Consider the following 26,279-nt stretch of genomic DNA (forward strand, 5'->3'; position numbering starts at 1 on the left):
GTAGTAAGAATATGATTGTTATCATAATAGCTGTGACGAATTAAATAGTATATTATTTAATTTTCATAGTATGATTATTATCATAATAGTTGTAGTTCATTAAGTAATATTGATATATTGCGCAAAGTTGTTGTAAGGAGGCTATATTCCGTGAAGAATCGTATAAACAGTTTATGGACACTCTTCCAAGAGCGACGTTTGAGTCGACGCACATTTATGAAATCCTGTGTAGCACTCACCGCTATTCTCGGTTTGCCACCAACGATGTTAGACACCGTTGTTAAGGCAGCTGAAACAACTGAATTGCCTACGGTAATTTGGCTACATGGTCATGAATGTACTGGTTGTAGTGAATCATTCATTCGCTCATCTTCTCCGTTTACATCTGATGTAATTTTAAACATGATTTCTCTTGAATATGATGATACTTTGGCGGCTGCATCTGGTGCACCATTAGAGGAACACTTAGAGAAAATCATCAAAGAAAAAGCAGGCAAATACATCTTGGCTGTTGAAGGTGGTGTGCCACTTGATGAAAATGGTGTTTACTGTACAGTAGGTGGACGTACATTTAAAGAGTCCTTAATCGAAGCGGCTAAAGGTGCAGCAGCAATCATTGAATATGGTTCCTGCGCATCTTGGGGTGGTATTCAAGCGGCTAAACCAAATCCAACAAATACAGTATCTGTATCTTCTGTTGTATCTGGTAAGCCTATTATCAAAGTTCCTGGGTGTCCTCCAATTCCAGAGGTTATGACTGGTGTAATCATGCATTATGCATTATTTGGTCAAATTCCACCTCTTGATTCTCAAGGCCGTCCTAAACAATTTTATGGTAATCGTATTCACGACACATGCTACCGCCGTGCCTTCTTTGACTCTGGTCTCTTCGTTGAAAAATTCGACGACGATGCATCCAAATCTGGTTGGTGCTTGTATAAAGTAGGTTGTCGTGGACCTCAAACATATAATTCTTGTGGTAACTTACGTTGGTGGAATGGTTTGTCCTATCCAATTCAATCCGGTCACGGCTGTATTGGTTGCTCTGAAAAGGGCTTCTGGGATAATGACGTATTCTACAAACGTTTACCAGATATTCCATTAGCTAATACCATCACAACTGCTGATACAATCGGTACAGTGGCTGCTGTTGGTGCTACTGCAGCAGTTATCGTTCATGGTGCTGCAACTCTTACGCGTAATAAAATTCTTGATATGAAAGAAGAAAAACGCTTAAAAGAACAAGGCTTATGGGATGAAAAGAAACATAATAATGGAGGAGGTCACTAATGAAACGCGTAGTAGTAGATCCGATTTCCCGTATTGAAGGTCATTTACGGGTAGAAATAAAAGTTGATGAAGCGAGTGGTAAAGTAGAGGACGCATTGTCTTCTGGTACTGCTTGGCGCGGTATCGAACTTGTTGCTAAAGATCGCGATCCTCGTGACCTTTGGGCGTTCGTACAACGTATTTGTGGTGTATGTACTACAACACATGCCTTAGCAGCATTACGTGCTGTAGAGGATGCTCTTGGAATTACTATTCCTAAAAATGCAAACTACATTCGTAATATCATGCATAGCTCTTTAGATGTACATGACCATATTGTTCACTTCTATCATTTACACGCTCTTGACTGGGTTAGCCCTGTAGCAGCTCTTAGTGCAGATCCAGCTAAAACAGCACAATTACAAAATGATGTATTAGCTACTTATAATGTAAGTGGTTTAGCGCCTGCTGAAACTGCGTCTAAAGACTCTGCATATCCTAAAGAGTTCCCTAAAGCTACAACTGCTTATTTCACAGCGGTACAACAAAAGATTAAGAAAATTGTAGAATCTGGTCAATTGGGTATTTTCTCCGCTCAATGGTGGGATCATCCTGATTATAATTTGTTGCCACCAGAGGTTCATTTGATGGCCGTATCCCATTACTTGAATATTCTTGATCGTCAACGTGATATCGTAATTCCTCACGTTGTATTTGGTGGTAAAAACCCTCATCCGCACTATGTTGTAGGTGGCATGCCATGTTCTATTTCTATGAATGATATGAATGCGCCTATTAATACACAACGTCTTGCTGCGGTAGAAGAATCTATTGCATTGGCTAAAGATTTGGTAAATAATTTCTACGTGCCAGATCTATTAGCTATCGGCAAAATGTATGTAGAAAAAGGCATGATTGATGGCGGTGGCCTTGCGAAAAAACGCGTTATGTCTTACGGTGATTATCCAGACGATACTTATACTGGCATTTCTAATGGCGATTACCATAAAAAATGTATCGTTCGTTCTAATGGCGTTGTAGAAAACTTTGCTTTGGGCGTAGATAAAGCTACATTTATTCCATTAGAAGGTAAAGACTTCATGGATCCTCAATACCTCAGTGAAGAGGTTGATCACTCCTGGTTCACATATCCAGATGGTAAAAGCTCTCTTCATCCTATCGAAGGTGTTACAGATCCTGAGTTTACAGGCCCTAAATCTGGTACAAAAGAAAAATGGGAATTCCTTGATGAAGATAAAAAATATTCTTGGATTAAATCCCCAACTTTCAAAGGCAAAACTGCAGAAGTTGGCCCATTAGCAAAATATATCGTTGTATATACAAAAGTAAAACAAGGTATCATTAAAGATCCAACTTGGGCAGAATCCATGATTGTTCGTCAAATCGATACAGTATCTCAAGTACTTGGCGTTCCTGCTCACGTATGGATGACTACAATGGTTGGTCGTACAGCATGTCGTGGCCTTGATGCACAAGTAGCAGCAAATATGAGTCAATACTTCTTTGATAAACTCGTTGCTAACATCAAAAATGGTGACACTACTGTAGCTGATATGACTAAATTTGAGCCAAATACATGGGATAAAGATGCTAAAGGTGTTGGCCTTGTAGATGCTCCTCGTGGTGGTTTGGGTCACTGGATTCATATTAAAGATGGTCGCTCTGCAAACTATCAATGTATCGTACCATCTACATGGAATGCATGTCCTAAGACTGCAGCTAACGAACATGGTGCCTACGAAGACTCCATGATTGATACACATGTAAAAATTGCAGATAAACCACTTGAAATCTTGAAGGTAATTCACTCCTTCGACCCATGTCTCGCATGTGCAACCCATTTATACAATAAAAAAGGCGAAAAAATTGTTTCCGTCAATACAGATGCATTGTGTAAATAAAGGGTGGTGGGCTTATGTTAATACATACTGACAAAAAGGCGTATGTCGTATTTAGTTTATGGCTGCGCATATTCCACTGGACTATGGTGCTTAGTGTAACGGCTTTATTCTGGACTGGCCTATATATTGGTGATCCAGGATTTGCAGCTATTACAGGTAATCCAGAGCCAACCTTTGCTATTGATGGTTGGTTCTCTATGGAAACTATGCGTCGTATCCATTTCATTGCGGGTGTTATCTTAACATTCTCCTTCATCTTCCGATTTGCTGGTGCTCTTTGGAATCGAGGGGACAGATTATTACCTAAATTCCGTCAAAAACGGTATTGGTACGGTCTTAAAGAAACTACATTGCACTATTTGATGATTCCTCAAAAGCATGAACATCATTGGCTTCGTAACTCCTTAGCAAGAACTGCGTACATGATGGTGTACATTATGTTCTTCTTTGAAATCTTAACAGGTTTTGCCATGTTTTCAATGGTTAATCCTAATGGTATTTTAGGAACTTTATTTGCTCCAGTTATTACATTATTTGGTGGTGAATACAAGGTTCATATTATCCATCACTATATTGCTTGGGGTTTCTTGTTCTTTACTATCGTTCATGTGTATATGGCATTCCGAGAAGACGTTATGGAAGAATCTGGCGAAGTATCTGCCATGGTTTCTGGTATGAAGTATTATGCGCATGATCCAATCGATATTGAAGATCTCAATGGCAAACGCCGTCGTGGTGAACGTATCGATAAACCATCTGGTACAACATATCGTCCAAGTGATCCTAACGATCCTAGAGAAAGAGAATTACAAGAAAATGACTAATACAAGTACTGAAATCATCAGTGGCTTGGAACAATACGCGGACTCAGAGGGTCCGCGTATTGATTTAAATAGCCTTTATGATGATGGTAATAATGAAATCGTCCTACTCGGTGTAGGTAATATATTACTTACTGACGAGGGATTAGGGGTTCATGTAGTAAAAGAGTTAAAAGAGTCTTTCACATTTACACCATCTATTTCTATTATTGATGGTGGAACGATGGGAATGGAACTGCTTACGTATATGCGTGGTATGAAGAAAATCCTGCTCGTAGATGCTATCAATGGTGGGGAAGTACCTGGAACAATATATGAGTTTCCACATAAGGAATTAGAACAATATTTCACAGAACATATTTCTGTACACGAAGTAGGTATGCAAGATATTTTGCGCATCCGCGCCATTCAAGAGGATCCATTAGAGGATGCAGTAGTTATTGGTGTAGAACCAGAATCATTAGAGATTGGTTTTGAACCTAGTGCACCTGTACAACGAGCTTTACCAGAGGTGAAAGAGCGTGTACTCAATGTGTTACGAGAATGGGGCGTAACTGCAGAACCTAACACTTAAACTAATCGGTTTATAAGATGTAAAATTATCTCTAATAGGAGTATTTATGATTGAGAATTATGGTAATGTTCGCGCCGTTTTAAATGAGTTGCGTTTAGCACTTAAAAATTTGCGTGAAACAGGTGAGACTTATTCTATTTATATAGAGAAAACAGGTCTTGCAGAAGAAGAGCAAGTGGAGGTATTAGAAACACTTGGTCGTGGTCATATTACGATTAACTTCAATGAAACAGATCAGCCTGTAGAGTGGTATGAATCTCAATTCTCTGGAATTTGGATTGGCACCTTTAAAAATGGCCGAGATGATTCGATTTTGCACACTGTAGAGGTTGCTAAGTATCCAGTCATAGCTGGTGCATATGAAGAGGATATGGAACTAGCAGAGGCGGATTTACAATCTTGGATTGATGCTGCTGGCCTATAATATAAGAGACCCTTATCAGGGTCTCTTTCTTCTCTGTAGGAGAATATTTTGGTGATTTAGTTAGTTGGAATCATTAAATTAGCTTTGTTTTTTATAATGTTAGTATTTTATTCATATTTTGGGTATATATAATTGGTTTATATATAGAAAAATTTGTAAAATTACGATGAGTTTTATGAAAATAAAATGAAATCAGTTAAATTTCTTGTATTTGGTTAAGAAAATATATTTGATTTTTTGATTAATTGTTGGTTTAGCTAGTTAATAACAGCATTTATTATAATTTTACTGATATAAATTTATTTTATAATACTGTTTATTAAGTAGTTTTGTATATAAAATAATATTTTACTTATTTGATATACTTATATATAAGGTAAATGAAGAGAAAAAGCGGTAGAGTGCGAAAAAATCGCTTATTTACTGAATTTGTAGATATAAATTTGCCTATTGTTAACCTTGATGATTTGCCTTAATTTACTAATTAACTTAAAATATGTGAGTAAAATACTTTGGAGGATTTATGTTACTTTCTATTGTAGTGCCTGTATATAACGAAGAAGAGAACATAGCGAATTTTTATAAAGCTGTAACTGATGTTATGTCAGGACTCACGTACGATTATGAAATAATCTTCGTAGACGACGGTTCTAGTGATTCGTCATCTATGATATTACGTGAAATTGCTTACAATGATAAACATGTCAAAGTGTTATTGCTTGCTCGTAATTTTGGGCATCAGACTGCGCTTACTTGTGGTCTTGATTATGCTCATGGAGATGCAGTTATTACAATGGACGGTGACATGCAGCATCCACCGGCTTTGATTCCTGAACTCATTCGGTTGTGGGAATCGGGGTATGATGTAGTGCGCACCATACGCGATTCAACTGAAGATGCTAGTTGGGCTAAATCTTTCACGTCTAAGTATTATTACAAACTAATGAACAAAATGGCCGATGTTCCTATTGTTGAAGGGGGATCTGATTTCCGCCTCATGAATAGTAAAGCATTGGGCACATTGAAACGGTTCAGAGAACATGGTCGTTTCTTGCGCGGTATTGTTGGTGCCTTAGGGTATAGACAAGCTGAGTTGCACTTTGTAGCGCCACCTCGTTTTGCAGGGGTCTCAAAGTTTAGTGTGCGTAAAATGATACGATTTGCTCTCGATGGGGTAACCGCCTTTTCAAGAGTTCCTTTACGGGCTGCTTTGTACGTCGGTGTACTATGTGGTGGGTTGAGCTTCTTGCTTATATTGCACCTCTTGTATGTATATCTTACGGGTCAAGCCTTGAATGGATGGACTACCTTGGGCGTATCAATTTTGTTCATTGGTGGGATTCAACTCGTCGGACTGGGAATTATTGGCGAGTATGTAGGTCGTATTTTTGAAGAGGTGAAGCAACGGCCTTTGTATTGGGTTAAGTCAGCTATAAACTTTGATGAGCATGAAGAGGCTCCATTACTTGGACCTAGTAGTGCAGATGTGTTTATGGCACCTGAGACTTATACTAACAAAAGCAAAGAAGACTAGCTGTATTTGTGAATGCAAATAAATAGACGGTTAGTATATTTTGAATAAATAACTTACTTTAAAAGTTTTGGAAAGGAAGCATATGAAGTCAAAATATAGTAAGGTTAAAATAACGGCATTAACATTAACTTTTGTGTGTGCCACAACAGCCATGGTAGGTGCAACAACATTACAATATGGTGATAAGGGCAAAAGTGTTACAGCGGTTCAACAACAACTAATTAAACACGGTTATAATGCTACAGATAAAAATGGTGTATATGGTAAAGAAACGAAATGGGCAGTTCGTCTGTTCCAACAAGATCGTGGCTTACCAGTGGACGGTATCGTAGGTCCTGCTACATATAATGCATTGATGAGCGCTCCTCGTTCTACGAAGGCAGTATTGACTCAAAATGCGGCGACTAAAGCAGTAGCGACGAAATCCGCTTTCACAAACAGCAATGCGACGTCTCGTCGTATCTCAGGTCAATCCATTACTGGCAAAAATATTAAATTAAATAATATTACGAAGAGCGAAACACCAAATAGCATCCATGCTATCTTGGCAGAAGCGGACAAATATCGCGGTGTACCATATGTATTTGGCGGTACTACTCCAAGTGGTTTTGACTGCTCTGGTTATGTTAAATATGTATTTGCGAAACAAGGTATCTCTTTACCACGTTTGGCAGATGAACAATATAACGTAGGTGTTGAAGTTTCTCGTGCAAACTTGAAAGCCGGGGATTTGGTATTCTTTGAAACATATGAACCAGGTCCGTCTCACTCCGGTATTTATATTGGTGATGGCAAGTTCATCAGCGCCACTTCCAGTCGTGGTGTAGCAGTAGCAGATCTTGATACTGGCTATTGGGGTGAACGCTATATCGGCGCAAAACGCGTTATATAGGCTAATACAATACTAGCTTTAAAAGAGGCTATACGAATCAATTATGTTCTGTTGATTTGTATAACCTCTTTTTCGTTTATGTAAATCTTGAATTTTATCCTAACTTTTTCTCATTGTAAAAGTATAGGAACTCCGCATGACCTCAATGTTTTTGATAGATTTTATATCGGTTTTACGTTATAATGAAGAGTAAATAATTTTAGGAGGAATATACACATGAAGGGTAATGAACTGCGTCAAGCATACTTGCAGTTTTTTGAAAGCAAAGGACATTTAAAATTAGATAGTTTTTCTCTTATTCCAGAAAACGATCCGTCTCTATTATTGATCGGGGCAGGTATGGCGCCATTAAAGCCTTTCTTTACAGGTAAATTGGTACCTCCTTGTCATCGTATTACAACAAGCCAAAAATGTATGCGTACTGGTGACCTTGAAAACGTAGGCCGCACAGCTCGTCACCATACATTCTTTGAAATGCTTGGTAACTTCTCCTTCGGTGATTACTTCAAAAAAGAAGCGATTCACTGGGCATGGGAGTTCTTAACTGAAGTTATTAAACTCGACAAAAATAGATTATATGTAACTGTATATCCGGATGACCAAGAAGCATATGATACATGGCACAACGACTGTGGCGTAGAAGAAAGTCACATTACACGCCTTGAAGATAACTTCTGGGAAATTGGTGAAGGCCCATGCGGTCCTGATAGTGAAATCTTCTTCGATCAAGGTCCTGAACATGGTTGTGATGATCCTAACTGTGCACCAGGTTGTGACTGCGACCGTTACCTCGAAATCTGGAACTTAGTATTCACACAATTCAATAAAATGCCAGATGGTTCCTACGAACCATTGCAACATAAAAACATCGATACTGGCGCTGGTCTTGAACGATTGGCTTCCGTATTACAAGGTTGTAAAACAAACTTTGAAACTGATTTGATTTACCCAATCATCGAAGCGACTGCAAAACGCGCTGGTGTTACATATAACGAAGATCCAAATACAGATGTTTCTTTGAAGGTTATTGCTGACCACGCTCGTGCTGTTACTGCATTGATCTCTGATGGCGTATTGCCATCCAACGAAGGTCGTGGTTACGTATTACGTCGTATTTTACGTCGTGCTGTACGTCATGGCCGTTTGCTTGGTATTGAAAGCATCTTCTTAACACCACTTATTGATGTAGTCGTAGACATTCTTGGCCCTGGTATTAAATCCATCGCAGAAAAACAAGACTTCGTTAAACGTGTTGTACAAAATGAAGAAGAACGCTTCAACCAAACATTGGAACAAGGTCTTGAGTTATTAAACTCCTTGATTGATACACTTGCTGCTGAAAAAGCAACTGTAGTGCCTGGTACAGAAGTATTCAAATTATATGATACATACGGATTCCCTTGGGAATTAACAGAAGAAATTGCTTCTGAACGCGGCTTTACAATCGACCATGAAGGTTTTGAAGCAGCTATGAAGGAACAACGTGAACGCGCTCGTGAAGCTCGTGTAAAAGAAGATGCTAAGGTAGCAACACCTGACATCACATTCTTGAAAGACGAAGAGCTTCTTGAAGATGAAGCTGTAACTGCTTCTTCCGTATTAATGATCGGCAAAGGCTCTGAACGTTTGCAAACAGCTGCTGATGGCGATGAAATTACTGTTATCGTGCGCACCACACCATTCCACGCTGAAGGGGGCGGTCAATTAGGTGATACAGGCTTTATCGTTGGCCCAATGGGTAAGGTAGAGGTTCATAATACAAAACGTTTACCTGAAGGCACTGTATACCATATCGGTACTGTTGTGGAAGGTTCCATTTCCGAAGGCGATGATGTAACGCTTGAAGTAGATACAAATCGCCGTGCTGCTATGGCTCGTAACCATACAGCAACACATTTGTTACATGCAGCATTGAAAAAGGTTCTAGGCGAGCATGTTAACCAAGCAGGTTCCTTAGTAACTCCAGATTACTTGCGTTTTGACTTCACTCACTTCTCTCCTGTAACACAAGAGGAACTTGATCAAATTGAAGCTCTTGTAAATGAAGAGATTTTAAAAGCTACAGATTTAGCTATTGCTGAAATGTCTATGGACGAAGCAAAAGCTAAAGGTGCGATGGCACTCTTTGGCGATAAATATGGTGATGTAGTTCGCGTTGTAGAGGTTCCTGGTTTCTCCGTTGAATTATGTGGCGGTTCTCATGTAGGCAATACAGCTTTCATTAGTTCCTTCCGCTTAACATCTGAAGCGGGTATCGGCTCTGGTGTACGTCGTATTGAAGCAATTACAGGTCGCGCAGCTCTAAATGCAGCAAAACATGATCGCTTGACTATCGAACGCATGGCAGGCGAACTTAAAACTAAAGCACCTCAAGTAGAAGAACGTTTACATCAAGTATTGGCAGAAGCAAAAGAAACTGCTAAAGAATTAGAACAAATTCGCAAAGAGGTTTCTGCAGCTGGTGCGGCAGATATCATTGCTGGTAAGGTAATGATTGGCGATGTAGCATTTGTAGCGGCTGCTGTAAAAGCATCCTCTATCGATGAATTACGTGACTTAGCGGATATGGGCCTTGATCAATTAAATGGCTCTGGCGTAGTCCTCGTAGGTGCTGCTATGGGTGACGATAAGGTTAACTTTGTATGTAAAGTATCTAAAGACGTTGTTGCTAAAGGTGCAAAAGCTGGTAATATCGTAAAAGCAGCAGCTCAAGTAGCTGGTGGTAATGGCGGTGGCCGTCCAGATATGGCTCAAGCAGGCGGTAAGGAACCAGCTAAATTGGCGGAAGCATTAAAAGCTGGTGGTGAAGCTTTAACATCTATGTTACAATAGACATATAATTTTATAATTATACTTGTATCTGTTATAGAAAAATTTTATGATGCATAAAAAGTTACTGACTTTGTACCTTTAATTCAAGTATAATAGTAGGCGAGGTTTCACTTTTACAGTGAAACCTGCCAATGTAATAAAAAGGAGGGATACGATGAAGGTTTCTGATGAAACTATGTTATTCCGTAAAGTAGACGATGAACCGATGACAGCTGAAGAGGTTCTTACTCGTGTTTATCAATCTATTCAAGAAAAAGGTTACAATCCAATCAATCAAATCTTAGGGTATCTTATTTCTGGAGATCCAGCGTACATTACAAGTTATAATAATGCACGTTCTGATATCCGTCGTTTAGAGCGGGATGACTTGATTGAGGAATTGTTGAAAGAATACGCAAAGGCAAAACAACTATAATGAGAATTATGTCATTAGATGTGGGCAGCCGTACTATCGGTATTGCCTGTAGTGATGCACTGCTCATGACAGCACAAGGTATTGAAACCATTCGTAGAACATCTCTTGAAAAAGATTTTAATCGCTTACAAGAACTCATTGCTGAATATGAAGTACATGAGCTTGTAGTAGGTATGCCGAAGAATATGAATGGTACAAAAGGTGAACGAGCTGAAAAGACTGAAGAATTCGTTGAAAAGATGAAAGAAGTCATCGATTTACCTGTTTCATATTGGGATGAGCGGTTATCTACGGTTATGGCTGAACGCCAACTCATTGCAGCTGACGTAAGTCGTAAAAAGCGTAAATCCGTTATTGATAAAATGGCAGCGGTTGTAATTTTGCAAGGATACTTAGATCGCTTGCAGTTCAATAAATAAATCTTTTTTTCCACAAGGAGGGTTTCCAATGGTTGACCAAAACTTTGAAGGTGAAGTGTATTATTTAGAATTCGAAGACGAAAACGGCAATAAACAATACTTCACAGAAGATGTTGTTCTAAACCATGAAGGTCGTGAGTATGCAGTTCTTGTACATGTACAAGACGAAGAGGCAGACCACGAAGGTCAAGATGACACATATATGATCTTGGCTAGCATCGAAAAAAATGAAGAAGGCGTAGAAGTATACGTACCTTTAGATGAAGAAGATGAAGTTTTTGAGACTCTAGTAAAATTGTATGAAGAAATGGAAGATGGCGAGTAGTTGTTTTCTTTATAAATCTAGCGTGTTGTCTTTGGGCAATACGCTATTTTTATTTGTTATATATTAAGATGCCCATAATATGATAATGTCCTTTTATATAGGGGAAATATGGACTTTATGGTATAATAAGATGATAAATACTGTTATGTTACTGAAAGGAACTCGACGTCGTGAGAAAAGCCTTAAGATATATTTTAATCCTTATTATTGTAGGCGTATTAATCATCGCAGGTGGTTTGGGAGCGATTTATTTAGTGCCAAACACCTTTGCTCAAGATGATGGTACACAAGTTCTTGTCATCGAAAAAGGGCAGACTGGCACTGAAATTGCAGACATGCTCTATGAACGAGGTCTTATTCGTTCCACACAAGGCTTTAAGCTTTGGTTATATTTGAGCGGTACCAATGATAAACTTCAAACTGGTCACTATCAAATTCCTAACAAGGTAACTGTGCGAGAACTCATTTCTTTATTACAAGAAGGTCATGTAGAATCTATTCGTGTTACAATTCCTGAAGGATACACAGTTGGTGATATAGCTATCGTTCTTGAAAAAAATCAAATTATGAAGGCAAAGGATTTCTTAGCAGAAGCAAAGACCTTTGTACCATATCCATATATGAAAGGTACAAGACCTGCTACATATCCGGTAGAGGGCTTCTTATTCCCAAGTACTTATGAAATTCCAGTAGGTGCAACGCCACGTGAAGTGATTCAAATGATGGCTGATGAAATGAATCGTTACCTCACACCGGCTGTGAAGAAACAAATTCAAGCTCAACACATGAGTATTCATGACTTTGTAACATTGGCATCCATTGTTGAACGTGAATCTTTATTTGATGCGGATCGTCCAACAATTGCAGGGGTATTTAAAAAACGGTTAGCCCATGGTATTCCATTGCAATCTGATGCGACAATTTCCTATGTACTTGGTTATGCAAAAGAAGATGTAACTATTGGTGATACGCAATTACAAAGCCCGTATAATACATACGTATCTAAAGGCTTGCCACCAGGACCAATTGCGAACCCTGGTAAAAAAGCATTAGATGCAGTCTTGCATTCTGAAGATACAGAGTATTTATACTTTGTAGCAGATAAAGATGGACATAACCACTTCTCTAAAACATATGAAGAACATTTAGCGGAAGTTCATAAAATCTATGGTAATGATACGGCTACATCCTCTAATACAGAGGCCGCAGTACAAGCAGGTCCTAACTATGACGTGGCTGTGGCAACGACAGAGCCTAACTACAATTACAGCTCTGAAGAAGCGGTGGAAGCAGATTCTCAATATGTTAATGTGGAACCTACGTACAAATATACACCAACAACGGTTCCAGCTGCTGAAATTCCAGCACCAACACCAGCTCCACAAGCACCAGCTCAATCTGCACCAGCAACTCAATCATCTAGTTCTAACTCTTATGTGCCAACTACAACACCTGCTCCAGAATCTATGCAAAATGTTGTACCAAGTACACAACAAGAACCTCATATTGAAGTAAAGCCAGCTGAATCTGTGGATCGTTCTACGTTGGTAGTTCCTAGTGGTAATAGCAATAAATAATGTAGGAGATTGAATCTACTTTCATGACATTAAATGATATTTTAAATGAACAGCGTATTTACGCGATGATTAATGATGTACCGATTCTACGAGAATCTGAGGTTCATCTCTTTGAAGAATTAATAGGTTTGTACCGGCCCACCTCTGTGTTAGAGGTGGGCACCGCCATTGGTTACTCTGCTTTGTTGATGGCTCCGCTACTCGACGAAGAGGAGGGACATATTACATCTATTGAACTAGATGATGTGCGTTACGAAATGGCGAAATATTATATTAACCAATCTGATTATGCCGATACAATTACATTGCTGAAAGGCGATGCGTCTCAAGTCTTAACGGAACTCACCGGTGAATATGATCTAGTATTTTTAGATGGTCCCAAAGGACAATATCTTAAACAATTAGAACTCATTTTGCCTCATGTGAAAGAAGGAGGCGTTATCCTCGCAGACAATGTACTTTTTAGAGGTTATGTAAGAGGCGATAAGGAGCCGCCAAAACGGTTTAAGACTATCGTAAAACGGTTAAAAGAATACTTAACGTATGTTGAAAATAAAGAATTGTTTAACACCACCATCTATCCAATGGGGGATGGTATGAGTGTGAGTGTGTGGAAAGGGCACAACAAATAATGGCAGAACATTTTATGGAATTGCTTTGTCCAGCCGGTAATATGGACAAGCTTAAAATGGCTATTCGCTACGGTGCGGATGCTGTATATTGTGCAGGCAAACGTTTTGGCTTGCGCGCAGGTAACTCTAATTTCTCCGACGAGGAATTAAAGGAAGCTGTAGAATTCGTACATGCGCATGGTAAAAAAATCCATGTAACATGTAATATCATTCCTCATAATGAGGACTTTGAAGGTTTAGAGGATTATTTGAAATTCCTTGAAAGTATCGGTGTTGATGCAATCATCGTTGCTGACATGGGTATTTTCAGCCTTGCTAAACGCGTGGCTCCAGGCCTTGAACTTCACGTAAGTACACAAGCATCTACTACAAACTGGCACACAGTTCAAATGTGGAAAGAATTGGGTGCTACACGTGTAGTAGCAGCTCGTGAAGTGTCTTTGGCTGACCTTAAAGAAATGAAGGACAATGTAGACATCGAAATCGAATCCTTCGTACATGGCTCCATGTGTATTTCTTACTCTGGTCGTTGTCTATTGTCTAACTACATGACAGGCAATCGTGATGCGAACCGCGGTCAATGTTCTCAATCTTGCCGTTGGAAATATTCCCTTGTTGAATCCAACCGACCTGGTGAATATTATCCAATTGAAGAAGATGAACATGGCACATATATCTTTAACTCTAAAGACTTGTGCTTGATTCACCGCATTCCTGATTTATATGAAGCTGGTATTGATAGCCTTAAAATTGAAGGCCGTATGAAATCCGTTCACTATTGTGCAACAGTAGCAAAGGTATACCGTACAGCTATCGATACATATCTTAAAGAAGGTAAAGACTGGTATGTTCGTCCAGAATGGATTGCAGAATTAGAAAAGATTTCTCACCGTCCATATACAGATGGTTTTGCAGAAGGCCGTCCTGACGAAACTGCTCAAAACTATGGTAAATCTACAAATACGCAAAGCCATGATTTCATCGGTTTAGTTTTGGGTTATAACGAAGAAGAAAAATACGTTGATCTTGAACAACGTAATAACTTTAAGGTAGGCGATAAAGTAGAATTCTGCCAACCTAAGGGTGAGCTTGTTGAGACTGTAATTGAAAAAATGACAGATGAAGATGGTAACCCAATCGATGTAGCACCACATGCTCAAATGAAAGTGCGCATTTACATGGATACACCACTTGAACCATATTCCATGATGCGTCGTGAGTGCAAACCTAAAGCGGAGTAATTATGCGTGGTACACCATTAGAACCGAGTAAATCTATCGGTGCATTTCCCGATGTACCAGATTTAGAGACCTCTGGAGAAGAGGCGTATGTGTTCTTTCATCTTGAGCCGAAGCATACAAACTATATCAATCGCATCATTGAAGGCTATGAATACTTAGGTGTTATGACCTCTGTAGATACGAGTGGTCGGTGCATGTTGCGCTGCACACCATCTACAAAACCATTAGCTATTGAAGTATTAACTAGCTTATCTGATTATGTCACTATAGAGAAATGAGAGTATATCTATGAAACAATCTATTTTGAAACGTGCATTATTAACAGCTTGCCTTAGTGTATCTATGGCTGGCGTAGCTATGGCGGGCCCAGTAGGTCCTGTTATCATTCCTCAAGCAGGGGATGTAGTAGTCATCAATCATGGTCCTGATATGACTTTCACAGGCAATATTAACTTTGATGTGGAAAGTCAAACTAATAACAACTTACAAATTGGTTCCACTGTGATTCCTAATGTGGTATACGGTGCTGCTTTCAACAAAACGGGTGCTCCAGATACAATTATCCCAGCTCAAACTTACGTGTATGTAGGTACAAAAGATGGAGCGAATGCTTTTACAGAAGCTAGTGATGCAGATAAAAAAGGTGCTAATTGGAATGTAGAAACATTGAAGAAAACTAAGTCTGGCGATGTACAATTGGCAAGCCGTGGCATTCCTGAAAAGCCATTGGCAAACCAAGTAGCTACTATTAAAGACTCCATTATGCTTAGCGCTGTAGATCTCAGTACAACAGAGGTAGGCCGCAATAGCAAGGGCGTTCTATATATGACAGTTCCTAAGGAATTGAAATTAACTGCGGATACAGGTATTCCTGAAGACGTACGGGAAACAATGCCAGCTATGTTCCGTGGTAAAATGGGTGACTCCCTCATGGTAAACCTTATGCCTCTAAATAATGACGAAAAACAACAATTAGCGGCAAACCCACACAATGCTAATGCAATCGTATTTAACCGTGGCATGAGCATGGCTAAAATGATTGGTTCCTCTGCACGTACAAGCAAAGTGTACACATACATGAAAGACCACTATTTGAACCTCGTTATTGTAGCAAAAGATTACGATGATAATGGTGCTCGTGGTAGCGGTGTTATGATGGTGTCTAAACAAGATAACTCTAATGATGTACTCTTAACACTCTACAAAGGCCCAGATCTTTCTAATAGCAAATTAGAAAAAGTAATTGGTGCCATGTTGTCTACAAACTTCAAACGCTAATAGATCTAACAAAATCTTCAAAGTTTAATAGATCTTACAAAACGGCTCGGTATACGGGCCGTTTTCTTTTTGTTTTAGGAGATAAGGGCGTTATGTTGAATTTATAGAATTTATGAAATTTACTATTGAACCGTATTGAATTTTTTAATTCCCTGTGATACTATAATCTAGTAAAAGTTATGCAAAGGACATGATTCTCATATCCCTGTGTACCAGAGAGAGGCTGATGCTGGAAATGCCTTACACATATATCAGAGTTACCCCCTTTAAACTGATTTGTCGAACCTAAGTAGGCAAATACGGCCGCCACCGTTATCGGGCTTAATGAAGTGAATTAACTATACACATATATTCGTATAGGTAGTTAACTAGGGTGGAACCGCGAATGATCTTCGTCCCTTGTTTTGTAGGGATAGAGGGTCTTTTTTTATTACAAAAATCCAGTCTATCCTAGATAATAATTGGAGGAAATTAAAATGGCAGATGTAAAAATCATTTTACCTGATGGTAGTGCTAAGGAATACGCTGCTGGCACTACTCTTGGGGAAGCAGTAAAACAATTATCTAACAGCTTGGCTAAAAAAGTACTAGCTGCAAACGTAAATGGCGAATTAACAGACCTTCGCGAAGAACTTGTTGATGGTTCTGAAGTAGCATTCTTAACATTCGAAGAAGATGGTGGTAAACATACATTGCGCCACACAGCTTCTCATATCTTGGCTCAAGCAGTTAAACGCTTATGGCCTGAGGCTAAATTGGCTATCGGTCCTGCAATCGATAAAGGCTTCTACTATGATATCGATATGGAACATACTTTGACTCCTGAAGATTTGGGTAAAATCGAAAAGGAAATGAGCCGTATTGTAAAAGAAAACTTGCCTATCACTAAATCCGTAATGTCTCGTCAAGAAGCTATCGAGTTCTTCAAATCTAAAAATGAAGACTACAAGGTAGAATTGATCGAAGATCTTCCTGAAGATGCTGTTATCTCTTGCTATGCGCAAGGTGACTTCATCGATCTTTGTGCAGGTCCTCACGTGGCATCCACTGGTAAGGTGAAAGCTTTCAAATTACAAAGCATTGCAGGTGCATACTGGCGCGGCGATGAAAAGAACAAAATGTTGCAACGTATTTACGGTACAGCATTTGAAAAGAAAGAAGAACTTGATGCATACCTTCACTTGCTTGAAGAAGCAGCTAAACGCGACCATCGTAAACTTGGTAAAGAACTTGGCTTGTTCGTTATCAAAGAAGAAGGTCCTGGATTCCCATTCTTCTTACCAAAAGGTATGGCACTTCGCAACGAATTGGAAAACTTCTGGCGTGAAGTTCACCATGAATTTGATTACGAAGAAATTCGTACACCAATCATCTTAAATAAACAATTGTGGGAAACATCTGGTCACTGGTTCCATTACCGTGAAAATATGTACACTACAATTATTGATGATGAAGAATATGCAATTAAACCAATGAACTGCCCAGGCGGTATCTTGGTTTACCAAAACGAAATGCACTCCTACCGTGACTTCCCATTGCGTTACGCTGAACTTGGCTTAGTTCACCGTCATGAATTGTCCGGTGCATTACATGGCTTATTCCGTGTACGTGCGTTTACTCAAGATGATGCTCACGTATTCATGTTGCCAGATCAAATGCAATCTGAATTGATGAAAGTTATCGAATTGTTCGACCGTATTTATAGCCAATTCGGCTTGAAATACCATGTAGAATTATCTACTAAACCAGACAATGCAATGGGTGATGATGCAATCTGGGAAGCAGCTACAGAAGCATTGCGCAATGCCATTGAAGCAAAAGGTATTCCTTACGTAATCAACCCTGGCGACGGTGCTTTCTATGGTCCTAAACTTGACTACCATATCGAAGACTCCTTAGGTCGTACATGGCAATGTGGTACTATCCAATTGGATATGAACTTGCCTGAACGTTTCCAAATTGAATATGTTGGTGAAGATGGTCAAAAACATCGTCCTATCATGATTCACCGTGCATGCTTCGGCTCTATGGAACGTTTCATCGGTATCTTAACTGAACACTATGCAGGTGCATTCCCAACTTGGATGGCTCCTGTACAAGTTAAAATCTTGCCTATCTCTGAAAAACATGTTGAATATGCTAAAGAATTGGCAAAACAAATGCACCGCGACTATGTACGTGTAGAAGTGGATGATCGTAGCGAAAAAATCGGCTACAAAATCCGCCAAGCACAAATGGCAAAAGTTCCTTACATGCTTGTTGTAGGTGATAAAGAAGTTGAAGAAGGTACAGTTAACGTTCGTAAACACGGTGGTGACGAATTAGGTTCCATACCATTCGATGAATTCTTCAATTCCATTAAAATTGAAATAAAAGAACGTAACTAATTGATTTAGATGACTTATCCATCAATATAGTTGATGCGGATATGATGAGTTGTTATATTTAATTGGTTATAATCTAATCTCTTATATGTGTTAAAATAAACATATATAAATTTAGCCCCCATATACTAAGCCTTTCATTAGACTTAAGTCTAGGAGTTGGCCATTTGTATAGTGGGGGCTATCTCTTTAATTGTTACCTGTGAGTAGCGAAAGGAAATATTATGAAAGAAGTAAATTCATACGGCTGGAAAGCAGTCATTGGGTCTTCCATTGGTTATGCAATGGATGGTTTTGATCTCTTGATTTTAGGCTTTATGCTAACCTTAATTTCTGGAGATTTAGGCTTGACTACAGGTCAAGCCGGTTCTCTTGTAACGTGGACCTTGGTAGGTGCCGTACTAGGTGGCTTTATCTTTGGTACCTTGTCCGATAAGTTTGGTCGCGTTCGCGTATTGACTTGGACTATCGTACTTTTTGCGGTATTTACAGGTCTTTGTGCCTTTGCTCAAGGGTATTGGGATCTTCTTATTTACCGTACAATCGCTGGTATTGGTCTAGGTGGTGAATTTGGGATTGGCATGGCACTAGCTGCCGAAGCTTGGCCTGCTAAGCACCGTGCTAAAGCAACAAGTTATGTTGCCCTTGGTTGGCAATTAGGCGTATTAGCGGCCGCTTTGTTAACACCGTTACTCATTCCTATTATTGGGTGGCGCGGGATGTTTATGGTCGGTATTATTCCTGCCTTGGTTGCTTGGGTATTCCGAGCTAAACTACATGAACCAGAAATCTTTGTACAAAGTAAAGAATCTAAGGAACATTCACATACTAACTCTTTCAAGTTATTAGTAAAAGATGTAAGAACAACAAAGACATCTATTGGTGTTGCTATTTTAACATCAGTTCAAAACTTTGGTTATTACGGTATTATGATTTGGTTACCTAATTTCTTAAGTAAGCAATTAGGTTTCTCCCTTACAAAATCCGGTTTATGGACAGCTGTTACTGTATGTGGCATGATGGTTGGTATTTGGCTATTTGGACGTTTGGCAGATAAAATCGGTCGTAAACCTACATTTATTCTATTCCAAGTATGTGCTGTAGCATCTATTTTGATTTACTCTCAACTATCTGATCCAACAGCTATGCTATTTGCTGGGGCAATTTTAGGGGCCTCTGTAAATGGTATGATGGGTGGTTATGGTGCCTTGATGGCAGAAGCATACCCAACAACTGCCCGTGCAACAGCTCAAAATGTACTATTTAACATAGGCCGTGCTGTAGGCGGCTTTAGCCCAATGGTAGTAGGCATGATCATCTCTATGTACTCCTACCAAGTAGCAATTGCATTCCTAGCTATTATCTACGTACTTGATATTCTAGCAACTGTATTCTTAATTCCTGAACTTAAAGGTAAAGAATTAGAATAATGTATTGAATTAATTTAGAGTAAATATATTGTGCTCTTTAGGTTATTAATCAATTGAAAATAGTGAATTTAAAAGGCTCTGTCTTATGACAGAGCCTTTTGGTTTATATATAATTTTTATGAAAGTACAGTATTATGCGATACCAATCCAGTGCCAGTATGTTAGGGCAAATACGAGCATCATAACATAGCCGATGATGGTTAATGGAATGCCTGTAGTCATAAATGTTTTTACGTCGAATGTGTCTGTACCGTAAGCCACCATACCTTGTGGTGAGTTTACTGGTAATACTAGACCGAAGCAGATAGCGTATTGCATGAGCATGGTTACGCCGATTGGGTTAAGACCTTCTGCATTGTGACCTACTACGATGGATATTACGATAGGAATCATAGCAGAGGAGAGGGCTGTAGCAGAGGCAAAGCCTAGGTGAATGACAATGAGGAAGGCAGCCATTACAGCAATTAAAATAAATACGCTGGCGCTTTCAAGGGAGAAAGCATTTACGAATACTTGAGCAAGCCAAGTGGCTGCTTTTGTTTTAAGTAATACAGAGCCAAGGCCGATACCAGCACCAAACATAACGATGGAGCCCCAGTCGATGTTTGGCTGTGCAAACTTCCAATCCATTATGCCAATTTTAGGGAAGAAGAATAATGCAATGGCAATTATTGTTGTAGTCGTTGTGTCGATGGAATGTAGCTTACCCCCAGTAGCCCATAATGCAAGTAGTCCAATAGAGATACATAATAGTTTCTTTTCATCATTGCTCATAGGGCCGATTTCTTGGAGCATTTTAGCGAGCTGTACATCGCCACCTACAAGTTCTTTGAACTCCGGTTTAATTAATGCTTGTGTTAAGAAGTAGGCGATGATAACCATAGTAATAGAGAATGGAGCTGCTGCGGTTAGCCAATCAATCCAACTAATAGAAGTATTCATCTGAGTTTGCATAAAACCTACGGCTACAAGATTTTGTGCAGCCGCTGTTTGGATCATAATATTCCAGAATGTATCGGCCTGTACGGCACCTACCATGAGGAGTGCTGCTACGCGGCTTTTACGTTCAATACCTAAGTTCTCAACAATACCGATGATAATTGGTGCTAAACAGGCAATACGGGCTGTTGCACTCGGTACGAAGAAGGCGAGGATAAGGCCTGTAATAATAACACCTAAATAAATCCGGCTTACTTTAGTACCAACGCTAGACAGTACTAACATGGCAATACGACGATCTAGACCTGTCTTACGCATAGCTACAGAGATAAACATAGCAGCGCCTACGAGAATCATGGCCGGTGAAGAATAACCAGAAATGATGAGTTTTAACGCATTGGCTGTGCCCATAGCCTTAGCAGGTGCTTCTGGATTTGGTGAGAAACCTAATAGTAGCGCCGTAAGCGCTGTAATCATGGTGGCGCTTACTGGATAGGAAACAGCTGATGTCATCCACAGGATGATAGCAAAGGCGAGCACACCGATCATACGATGACCACCGGTAGATAATGTGTCCGGTGTAGGCAATAATAAAATAGCACCTAAAACAATAAAGGATAAAATAAGTCCAATATTTTGAGCCGTTGTACGCGCCTTTTGTGGAGGGGCAGTGGTTGTTACACTCATAATAAAACTCCTTTCTATTTGTATCATAACTATTACTGTATAATAATAAATAAGGTAAACTATATAAGCTAGACTATTCTATAAATATTATTGTATCGTATTTTCTATAGAATTAGTTGTATAATTTATAAGAATATTGTATACATAAAGAGAGAACGGTGTCAGTAAGTATACCTATATACAGAAATTCTAATGTCTGTTATACTATAAGAGTTGTAATAATAAATTTATTGAGAAAGGATCAATATTCTTATTGACTTTCACTATTCGATTTGTTATTATAATTAAGTAATTTATGAAGCAGAGGCCATCCGCCACTCACCTAATACCAAGAAGTATGAGGTTAATATAGAGAACTCTATTCGGATGGTGTTTGCCGTCCGTTTTTTTTATTCTCTTGGAGGTGAACGCTATTAGCAAGGATACACCACGCATTAATGAAGAGATTCGTGCTCGTGAACTTCGTGTCGTAGGTCCTGAAAACGAACAAATCGGCATCATGTCTGGCCGTGAGGCGTTGGCATTAGCTGAAGAAAAGCATCTTGATCTTGTGGAAATTGCACCTAACGCTAAACCACCAGTAGCTCGCATTATGAACTACGGTAAATATCGTTACGAACAACAAAAACGCGAGAAAGAAGCGAAGAAGAAACAAAAAATCGTAACTTTAAAAGAAGTTAAGTTACGTCCACATATTGAAGACCATGACTTTTACGTAAAAATGAAAAACGCATCCAAATTCTTGGGTGAAGGTAATAAAGTAAAAGTAACTATCATGTTCCGCGGTCGTGAACTTTCACATCCAGAACTAGGCATGGCAGTATTGACACGTTTCGCTGAAGAACTCAAAGAAACAGCGTCTATTGAAAAAGCAGCTAAATTAGAAGGTCGTAACATGACCATGATTTTAGTAAGTAAATAATGTTTTGGGAGGATTATAATTATGCCAAAAATTAAAACTCGTCGCGCAGCGGCTAAACGTTTCGCAGTAACTGGTACTGGTGAATTCAAGCGTGCAAAAGCTTTCAAAAGCCACATTCTTGAGAAAAAATCTCCAGCTCGTAAACGTAATTTGCGTAAAGCTACATTGGTTGCAAAAGCTGACCACAAACGCGTAGCTAAATGCTTACCATACGCTTAATCGTTAACTATTAGATCGATATATCGTAATTTAGGAGGAATATACAATGGCAAGAGTGAAAAAGGGCGTTACAGCTCATGCACGTCATAAAAAGATTTTAAAATTAGCTAAAGGTTACCGCGGTACACGTTCTCGTTTGTTCAAAAAAGCTAACGAAACAGTAATGAAAGCGTTGTACTACGCTCGTCGTGACCGTCGTGCGAAAAAACGCGAATTCCGTCAATTGTGGATCGCTCGTATCAACGCAGCGGCTCGCATCAATGGCACAACTTACAGCCGTTTCATCGCTGGTTTGGCTAAAGCAGGCGTTGAAGTTAACCGTAAAATGTTGGCTGACTTGGCAGTTAACGATGCAGCAGCATTCGCTAAACTTGTTGAAGTAGCTAAAAACGCTTAATAGCATAACAATACAGACTAAGGACTCTCTTTGGAGGGTCCTTTTTTGTATGGTGAAAGTATGATATATTGAAAATACATATCGTGTTGTGTAAAAGCGGGCGAATAGAGGAGGCGCAGGCAATGGAACAATTATTTTATCTATTGATACCCTTAGGACTTTGTTTGTTCTATTTAGGTATTAAAAATACGATTCGTTTTGGTAGAGCCAAGATGCTCTATGAAATGCCCTATGTAAATAAAGAAGGCACCTTTACGTTAGAGCGAGCAGGTACGTATGGCCTATGGCTTAGTGGAAAAATGTTTACAAAGGCGCCTATTGGCGAATTTGGTTTTAACTTAGTTGATGAAAAAACGGGAAGGACAATTCCTTTATTTCTATCTATTATGCGCGCCCGAGTTAATGGTATTACTCACTCAAGAATGGAATTATATACCTTTGATGCGGGTCCAGGCACCTATAGACTATCCGTTACAGAAGATCCCTTTGTACTAGATGCAGTTATGAAAAAAGTAGGCGATAAGGTAATTAAAGGTGCTATTGATTATAATCAATTTACTATACAAATCTACACACATACATCCTTTGTTCTAATGTTTATATCAATTTGGATGATTGTACTTGGGCTTCTTAGTGCTGTATTAGGGGGCATTCTTCCTAACATTTAGTGTGAAAGACTAGATAGTCTTGTTATTTTATATAATGAATAAATTATCAGAAAAATAAAATATAAAAGAGGAGTTTTATCATAGCTTGTAGAACTAACACAGTAATGAACCTATTTAAAGGTGTTTGTTAAAAGGAGACATTATTATGGGGATCTTTAAAAAGCTATGTATGACCTCTATGTTAGGTGTTATGTTGGCGGTACCTACGTATGCAACTGTTGTTACAGGTAGTCAATCCGATGTAAACATGGAATTAAAATATCCATTGGTATATACCAATAATATGTTTGCACAAAAAGCAATTAATACAGACATTGCTAACTATGTTTTATATGCAAAATCAGTCTATTACGATCAACATGCATATCAAGTAAAACAAAATTATAAAGTTACCTATGAAGATGCTCAAGTAGTATCTATTTTGTTAACTACCTATCACTATCATGCGGGTAGTGCGCATGGTATGTATAACACTAAAGGCTTAGTATATAACAAGATAACTGGCCAAAGAATTCCACTATATAACTATATAAAAATTGCTAATCCACAACAAATAGAACGGGGCATTAACTCTGGTATTTTGCGCTTCTATAGTGAAGGTCATAAAAAAGCAGACCTACTACCTAACTGGAATGTAGAATATGTTTCTGATAACTACTACTTGAAAGGTAAAGGCGCTATAGGCCTTGTATACCAACCATATGAATTAGGACCATTCTCTTATGGGAATACATTCGTTGAATTCTCACCAAAAGCCATTGAATACTTTAACAGAATGAACTCCTGATAAAAGTATGTTGCCATATTGATCCTAACTGTATTTTGATAAATTAAATAGTATTCTTGTAATATACGACAAAAGCCTATAGTACATTTTAGTACTATAGGCTTTTAGTATACTTACCAAATTATCTTCTATATCCGCCGCATCCTCTAAAATTAGAGTTTGGACCGCAATAATTTTGGTTGTTATTGTTGGATGTTGCATAGTTAGTATTGTTCGTATTGTTATCGGAGTTGTATTGTGTGTTAGTGTTGCAATTGTACTGAGAGTTATTGCATACATAATCGTAAGCAAATCCAGTAGATACAACAGCGGTTACGGCTAAAGCAGTCATGATGAGTATACGTTTTGTAAATTTCATAGTAATTACCTCCTTGTTCCTATATTTATATTATACTACTATGAGTCAAATAAAATATGATATTCTATATATATAATATTGGGGAGACATTATGTGAAAGGATGAGAGTTTATGATGAAACGTGCGTTAATGGCTGCACTATGTTTTAGTTTTGTGACATTAGGTAGCCAAGCAATTGATATTAATATACCAGGTGCAGATCCTACAATTTCAAAGGATGCATATCAAAACTATCGTAAGTCGGATGCTACAGCTAAGCAAATGGAGTCTGACGTAAATACTATGATAAGAAAACAATATGCTGATAATAAGCCTAAAAACTGGTCTATAGATGAATTAGTTTACTTTGCAGAGGAATTAAATCACTCTGCAGGCTTTTCATCTTCTGTGTTTATTTTAAAGAATGATGGAGCAAATATAAAGTTTACAATTCCTTCAGGTAGTCGATTCGGAGTAACTATTAAAGGGGATCCTATGACTACAGAAGTAAAACGGGGCAATTTTATCTTTAATGAAGGTAATTTAAAATACTCGATTCACAAGGAAAAAGAAGGAAACTCTAAGGCCAATACATTCTCATATCCGACCATTAAAAATGGTTCATGGGAAGTTAGACAAAATCAAAAGGGAACTTTAGAAGGAGTCCTAAGCTTTAGAATGAAAGCTGATCCTTCATTATCTTACCAAGTTACTTATGATTTAAGTAAGTCTAGAGAACTAGAATTGCTAAAGAAACATAATCAAGAATATGTATATAAAGAGCTAATGTCACCATTAGTTAATTATGTATTACCTTCAATTGAACCAGCAAAACAAGTACTTTCAAGAACTAAACCTTTTACTATAAAGGGATTTACATTCCAAACACTTAAATCGAGTAATTTAACGTATAGTGGTACTGAGGCTGATGCTATTTATAGTTATGATGGTAAAGGGTATCGTGAGGGCGTCATGGTAAGAGAATTAACTCCAACAGAGATAGCGAATAAACATAAATTATTTGCTGAAGTAATAGAGTTCTTTACGAAGTATAAGCCTTATTCTGGATATAAACCAATCCAATATGCTACTGTATGGAATGATGCTACTCCAGCTATTTATATGGAAGTAGAACGATCTACATCGAAAATGTATATTCAATCGCTATATGATGATAAATATTTATATACTCACTTTATAATGACAGACTTAGATATTAAAATTCCATCAAAAGAATTAAGGGATGTTGTTCAATATGCTGAAAATTCAAATGATAAAGAACAATATTCCAAACGAATGGCAGGTATGAGTGCTATACCAAAGGGAATGTATGAAAGGTCAACTGTTAAATAAG

The 26,279-nt window shown here is 38.5% G+C and carries 26 protein-coding genes and 1 other annotated feature; of the genes, 24 read left to right on the forward strand and 2 right to left on the reverse strand.

Annotation, left to right across the window (positions count from 1 at the left end; translation table 11 throughout):
• The first annotated feature begins 150 nt into the window (after positions 1-150).
• The 18 genes from EL171_RS03390 (at position 151) to EL171_RS03475 (ending at position 19,969) form a co-directional block, all read left to right on the forward strand.
• A complete protein-coding gene (locus EL171_RS03390; RefSeq protein ID WP_039969089.1) occupies positions 151-1,290 on the forward strand; it encodes a hydrogenase small subunit in 1,140 nt (379 codons plus the stop codon).
• Positions 1,290-3,191, forward strand: a complete 1,902-nt coding sequence (locus EL171_RS03395; protein WP_005386103.1) for a nickel-dependent hydrogenase large subunit — start codon at positions 1,290-1,292, stop codon at positions 3,189-3,191. The genes EL171_RS03390 and EL171_RS03395 overlap by 1 nt, the downstream gene beginning before the upstream one ends.
• Before the next feature lie 14 nt (positions 3,192-3,205).
• On the forward strand, positions 3,206-4,015 hold the full coding sequence (gene cybH, locus EL171_RS03400; protein WP_005386105.1) for a Ni/Fe-hydrogenase, b-type cytochrome subunit: 810 nt from the start codon (positions 3,206-3,208) through the stop codon (positions 4,013-4,015).
• The gene (locus tag EL171_RS03405) at positions 4,008-4,586 is read left to right on the forward strand and encodes a HyaD/HybD family hydrogenase maturation endopeptidase (RefSeq protein WP_005386107.1); all 579 of its coding nucleotides are present in this window, start codon (positions 4,008-4,010) and stop codon (positions 4,584-4,586) included. The genes cybH and EL171_RS03405 overlap by 8 nt, the downstream gene beginning before the upstream one ends.
• 46 nt (positions 4,587-4,632) lie before the next feature.
• Positions 4,633-5,010: a hydrogenase expression/formation C-terminal domain-containing protein gene (locus EL171_RS03410; protein ID WP_005386109.1), complete on the forward strand. Its 378-nt coding sequence runs from the start codon at positions 4,633-4,635 to the stop codon at positions 5,008-5,010.
• A 523-nt stretch (positions 5,011-5,533) separates the two neighbouring features.
• Entirely contained in the window at positions 5,534-6,544 is a 1,011-nt protein-coding gene (locus tag EL171_RS03415; RefSeq protein WP_005386111.1) for a glycosyltransferase family 2 protein, read from the forward strand.
• 82 nt (positions 6,545-6,626) lie between these two features.
• On the forward strand, positions 6,627-7,436 hold the full coding sequence (locus EL171_RS03420) for a C40 family peptidase (protein WP_005386113.1): 810 nt from the start codon (positions 6,627-6,629) through the stop codon (positions 7,434-7,436).
• A gap of 216 nt (positions 7,437-7,652) precedes the next feature.
• Positions 7,653-10,268 carry an alanine--tRNA ligase gene (alaS, locus tag EL171_RS03425; protein WP_005386115.1) on the forward strand — a complete coding sequence of 872 codons (2,616 nt, stop codon included), beginning with the start codon at positions 7,653-7,655 and terminating at the stop codon, positions 10,266-10,268.
• Positions 10,269-10,422: 154 nt separating this feature from the next.
• Complete coding sequence (locus tag EL171_RS03430) at positions 10,423-10,683, forward strand: IreB family regulatory phosphoprotein (protein WP_009351224.1); 261 nt, start codon at positions 10,423-10,425, stop codon at positions 10,681-10,683.
• Positions 10,683-11,102 (forward strand): Holliday junction resolvase RuvX, encoded by a 420-nt coding sequence (ruvX, locus tag EL171_RS03435; protein WP_005386119.1) that lies wholly within the window; start codon positions 10,683-10,685, stop codon positions 11,100-11,102. Before EL171_RS03430 ends, ruvX begins: the two co-directional genes overlap by 1 nt.
• A 28-nt stretch (positions 11,103-11,130) precedes the next feature.
• Positions 11,131-11,427, forward strand: a complete 297-nt coding sequence (locus EL171_RS03440; protein WP_005386121.1) for a DUF1292 domain-containing protein — start codon at positions 11,131-11,133, stop codon at positions 11,425-11,427.
• A gap of 170 nt (positions 11,428-11,597) precedes the next feature.
• Positions 11,598-13,004 (forward strand): endolytic transglycosylase MltG, encoded by a 1,407-nt coding sequence (mltG, locus tag EL171_RS03445; RefSeq protein WP_005386123.1) that lies wholly within the window; start codon positions 11,598-11,600, stop codon positions 13,002-13,004.
• A 23-nt stretch (positions 13,005-13,027) separates the two neighbouring features.
• Positions 13,028-13,636 (forward strand): O-methyltransferase, encoded by a 609-nt coding sequence (locus EL171_RS03450; protein WP_005386125.1) that lies wholly within the window; start codon positions 13,028-13,030, stop codon positions 13,634-13,636.
• A complete protein-coding gene (locus tag EL171_RS03455; protein ID WP_005386127.1) occupies positions 13,636-14,877 on the forward strand; it encodes a peptidase U32 family protein in 1,242 nt (413 codons plus the stop codon). Before EL171_RS03450 ends, EL171_RS03455 begins: the two co-directional genes overlap by 1 nt.
• Positions 14,878-14,879: 2 nt before the next feature.
• Positions 14,880-15,155: a DUF4911 domain-containing protein gene (locus EL171_RS03460; protein WP_005386129.1), complete on the forward strand. Its 276-nt coding sequence runs from the start codon at positions 14,880-14,882 to the stop codon at positions 15,153-15,155.
• 10 nt (positions 15,156-15,165) lie between these two features.
• A complete protein-coding gene (locus tag EL171_RS03465) occupies positions 15,166-16,155 on the forward strand; it encodes a hypothetical protein (protein ID WP_005386131.1) in 990 nt (329 codons plus the stop codon).
• Positions 16,156-16,325: 170 nt separating this feature from the next.
• Positions 16,326-16,558: a binding site (T-box leader), on the forward strand.
• Positions 16,559-16,631: 73 nt separating this feature from the next.
• A complete protein-coding gene (gene thrS, locus EL171_RS03470; protein WP_005386134.1) occupies positions 16,632-18,542 on the forward strand; it encodes a threonine--tRNA ligase in 1,911 nt (636 codons plus the stop codon).
• A 221-nt stretch (positions 18,543-18,763) separates the two neighbouring features.
• The gene (locus EL171_RS03475; protein WP_005386135.1) at positions 18,764-19,969 is read left to right on the forward strand and encodes an MFS transporter; all 1,206 of its coding nucleotides are present in this window, start codon (positions 18,764-18,766) and stop codon (positions 19,967-19,969) included.
• Between the two features lie 132 nt (positions 19,970-20,101).
• Here the strand turns inward: EL171_RS03475 and EL171_RS03480 are convergent, their stop codons facing one another.
• Positions 20,102-21,595, reverse strand: a complete 1,494-nt coding sequence (locus EL171_RS03480) for a DASS family sodium-coupled anion symporter (protein ID WP_039969093.1) — start codon at positions 21,593-21,595, stop codon at positions 20,102-20,104.
• A gap of 403 nt (positions 21,596-21,998) precedes the next feature.
• Between EL171_RS03480 and infC the strand changes: the two genes are divergently transcribed.
• From infC to EL171_RS03505, 5 genes are all read left to right on the forward strand, one after another.
• Entirely contained in the window at positions 21,999-22,517 is a 519-nt protein-coding gene (infC, locus tag EL171_RS03485) for a translation initiation factor IF-3 (protein WP_005386139.1), read from the forward strand.
• Between the two features lie 21 nt (positions 22,518-22,538).
• Positions 22,539-22,736: a 50S ribosomal protein L35 gene (gene rpmI, locus EL171_RS03490; protein WP_004696338.1), complete on the forward strand. Its 198-nt coding sequence runs from the start codon at positions 22,539-22,541 to the stop codon at positions 22,734-22,736.
• A 46-nt stretch (positions 22,737-22,782) separates the two neighbouring features.
• The gene (rplT, locus tag EL171_RS03495; protein ID WP_004696335.1) at positions 22,783-23,133 is read left to right on the forward strand and encodes a 50S ribosomal protein L20; all 351 of its coding nucleotides are present in this window, start codon (positions 22,783-22,785) and stop codon (positions 23,131-23,133) included.
• A gap of 122 nt (positions 23,134-23,255) precedes the next feature.
• Positions 23,256-23,801 carry a hypothetical protein gene (locus EL171_RS03500; protein ID WP_039969095.1) on the forward strand — a complete coding sequence of 182 codons (546 nt, stop codon included), beginning with the start codon at positions 23,256-23,258 and terminating at the stop codon, positions 23,799-23,801.
• A gap of 145 nt (positions 23,802-23,946) precedes the next feature.
• A complete protein-coding gene (locus EL171_RS03505) occupies positions 23,947-24,588 on the forward strand; it encodes a PdaC/SigV domain-containing protein (protein ID WP_005386148.1) in 642 nt (213 codons plus the stop codon).
• 121 nt (positions 24,589-24,709) lie between these two features.
• Here the strand turns inward: EL171_RS03505 and EL171_RS09925 are convergent, their stop codons facing one another.
• Positions 24,710-24,946, reverse strand: a complete 237-nt coding sequence (locus tag EL171_RS09925) for a hypothetical protein (protein WP_155810143.1) — start codon at positions 24,944-24,946, stop codon at positions 24,710-24,712.
• Positions 24,947-25,057: 111 nt separating this feature from the next.
• Here EL171_RS09925 and EL171_RS03510 point away from each other — a divergent pair, with 111 nt between their 5' ends.
• A complete protein-coding gene (locus EL171_RS03510; protein ID WP_005386152.1) occupies positions 25,058-26,278 on the forward strand; it encodes a hypothetical protein in 1,221 nt (406 codons plus the stop codon).
• Position 26,279 lies beyond the last annotated feature (1 nt).

It is taken from the genome of Veillonella dispar, from assembly GCF_900637515.1.
Lineage (GTDB): Bacteria > Bacillota > Negativicutes > Veillonellales > Veillonellaceae > Veillonella > Veillonella dispar.

Bases quoted from the DNA above. Each gene is read 5' to 3' on its own strand.
- EL171_RS03410 (WP_005386109.1), top strand. From the start codon at position 4,633: ATGATTGAGAATTATGGTAATGTTCGCGCCGTTTTAAATGAGTTGCGT.
- EL171_RS03480 (WP_039969093.1), bottom strand. From the start codon at position 21,595: ATGAGTGTAACAACCACTGCCCCTCCACAAAAGGCGCGTACAACGGCT.
- EL171_RS03465 (WP_005386131.1), top strand. From the start codon at position 15,166: ATGAAACAATCTATTTTGAAACGTGCATTATTAACAGCTTGCCTTAGT.
- EL171_RS03395 (WP_005386103.1), top strand. From the start codon at position 1,290: ATGAAACGCGTAGTAGTAGATCCGATTTCCCGTATTGAAGGTCATTTA.
- alaS (WP_005386115.1), top strand. From the start codon at position 7,653: ATGAAGGGTAATGAACTGCGTCAAGCATACTTGCAGTTTTTTGAAAGC.
- EL171_RS03505 (WP_005386148.1), top strand. From the start codon at position 23,947: ATGGGGATCTTTAAAAAGCTATGTATGACCTCTATGTTAGGTGTTATG.
- rplT (WP_004696335.1), top strand. From the start codon at position 22,783: ATGGCAAGAGTGAAAAAGGGCGTTACAGCTCATGCACGTCATAAAAAG.
- EL171_RS03460 (WP_005386129.1), top strand. From the start codon at position 14,880: ATGCGTGGTACACCATTAGAACCGAGTAAATCTATCGGTGCATTTCCC.
- EL171_RS03500 (WP_039969095.1), top strand. From the start codon at position 23,256: ATGGAACAATTATTTTATCTATTGATACCCTTAGGACTTTGTTTGTTC.
- EL171_RS03450 (WP_005386125.1), top strand. From the start codon at position 13,028: ATGACATTAAATGATATTTTAAATGAACAGCGTATTTACGCGATGATT.
- EL171_RS03455 (WP_005386127.1), top strand. From the start codon at position 13,636: ATGGCAGAACATTTTATGGAATTGCTTTGTCCAGCCGGTAATATGGAC.
- EL171_RS03440 (WP_005386121.1), top strand. From the start codon at position 11,131: ATGGTTGACCAAAACTTTGAAGGTGAAGTGTATTATTTAGAATTCGAA.
- cybH (WP_005386105.1), top strand. From the start codon at position 3,206: ATGTTAATACATACTGACAAAAAGGCGTATGTCGTATTTAGTTTATGG.
- ruvX (WP_005386119.1), top strand. From the start codon at position 10,683: ATGAGAATTATGTCATTAGATGTGGGCAGCCGTACTATCGGTATTGCC.
- EL171_RS03420 (WP_005386113.1), top strand. From the start codon at position 6,627: ATGAAGTCAAAATATAGTAAGGTTAAAATAACGGCATTAACATTAACT.
- EL171_RS03430 (WP_009351224.1), top strand. From the start codon at position 10,423: ATGAAGGTTTCTGATGAAACTATGTTATTCCGTAAAGTAGACGATGAA.
- thrS (WP_005386134.1), top strand. From the start codon at position 16,632: ATGGCAGATGTAAAAATCATTTTACCTGATGGTAGTGCTAAGGAATAC.
- EL171_RS03415 (WP_005386111.1), top strand. From the start codon at position 5,534: ATGTTACTTTCTATTGTAGTGCCTGTATATAACGAAGAAGAGAACATA.
- rpmI (WP_004696338.1), top strand. From the start codon at position 22,539: ATGCCAAAAATTAAAACTCGTCGCGCAGCGGCTAAACGTTTCGCAGTA.
- EL171_RS03475 (WP_005386135.1), top strand. From the start codon at position 18,764: ATGAAAGAAGTAAATTCATACGGCTGGAAAGCAGTCATTGGGTCTTCC.
- EL171_RS03405 (WP_005386107.1), top strand. From the start codon at position 4,008: ATGACTAATACAAGTACTGAAATCATCAGTGGCTTGGAACAATACGCG.
- EL171_RS09925 (WP_155810143.1), bottom strand. From the start codon at position 24,946: ATGAAATTTACAAAACGTATACTCATCATGACTGCTTTAGCCGTAACC.
- EL171_RS03510 (WP_005386152.1), top strand. From the start codon at position 25,058: ATGATGAAACGTGCGTTAATGGCTGCACTATGTTTTAGTTTTGTGACA.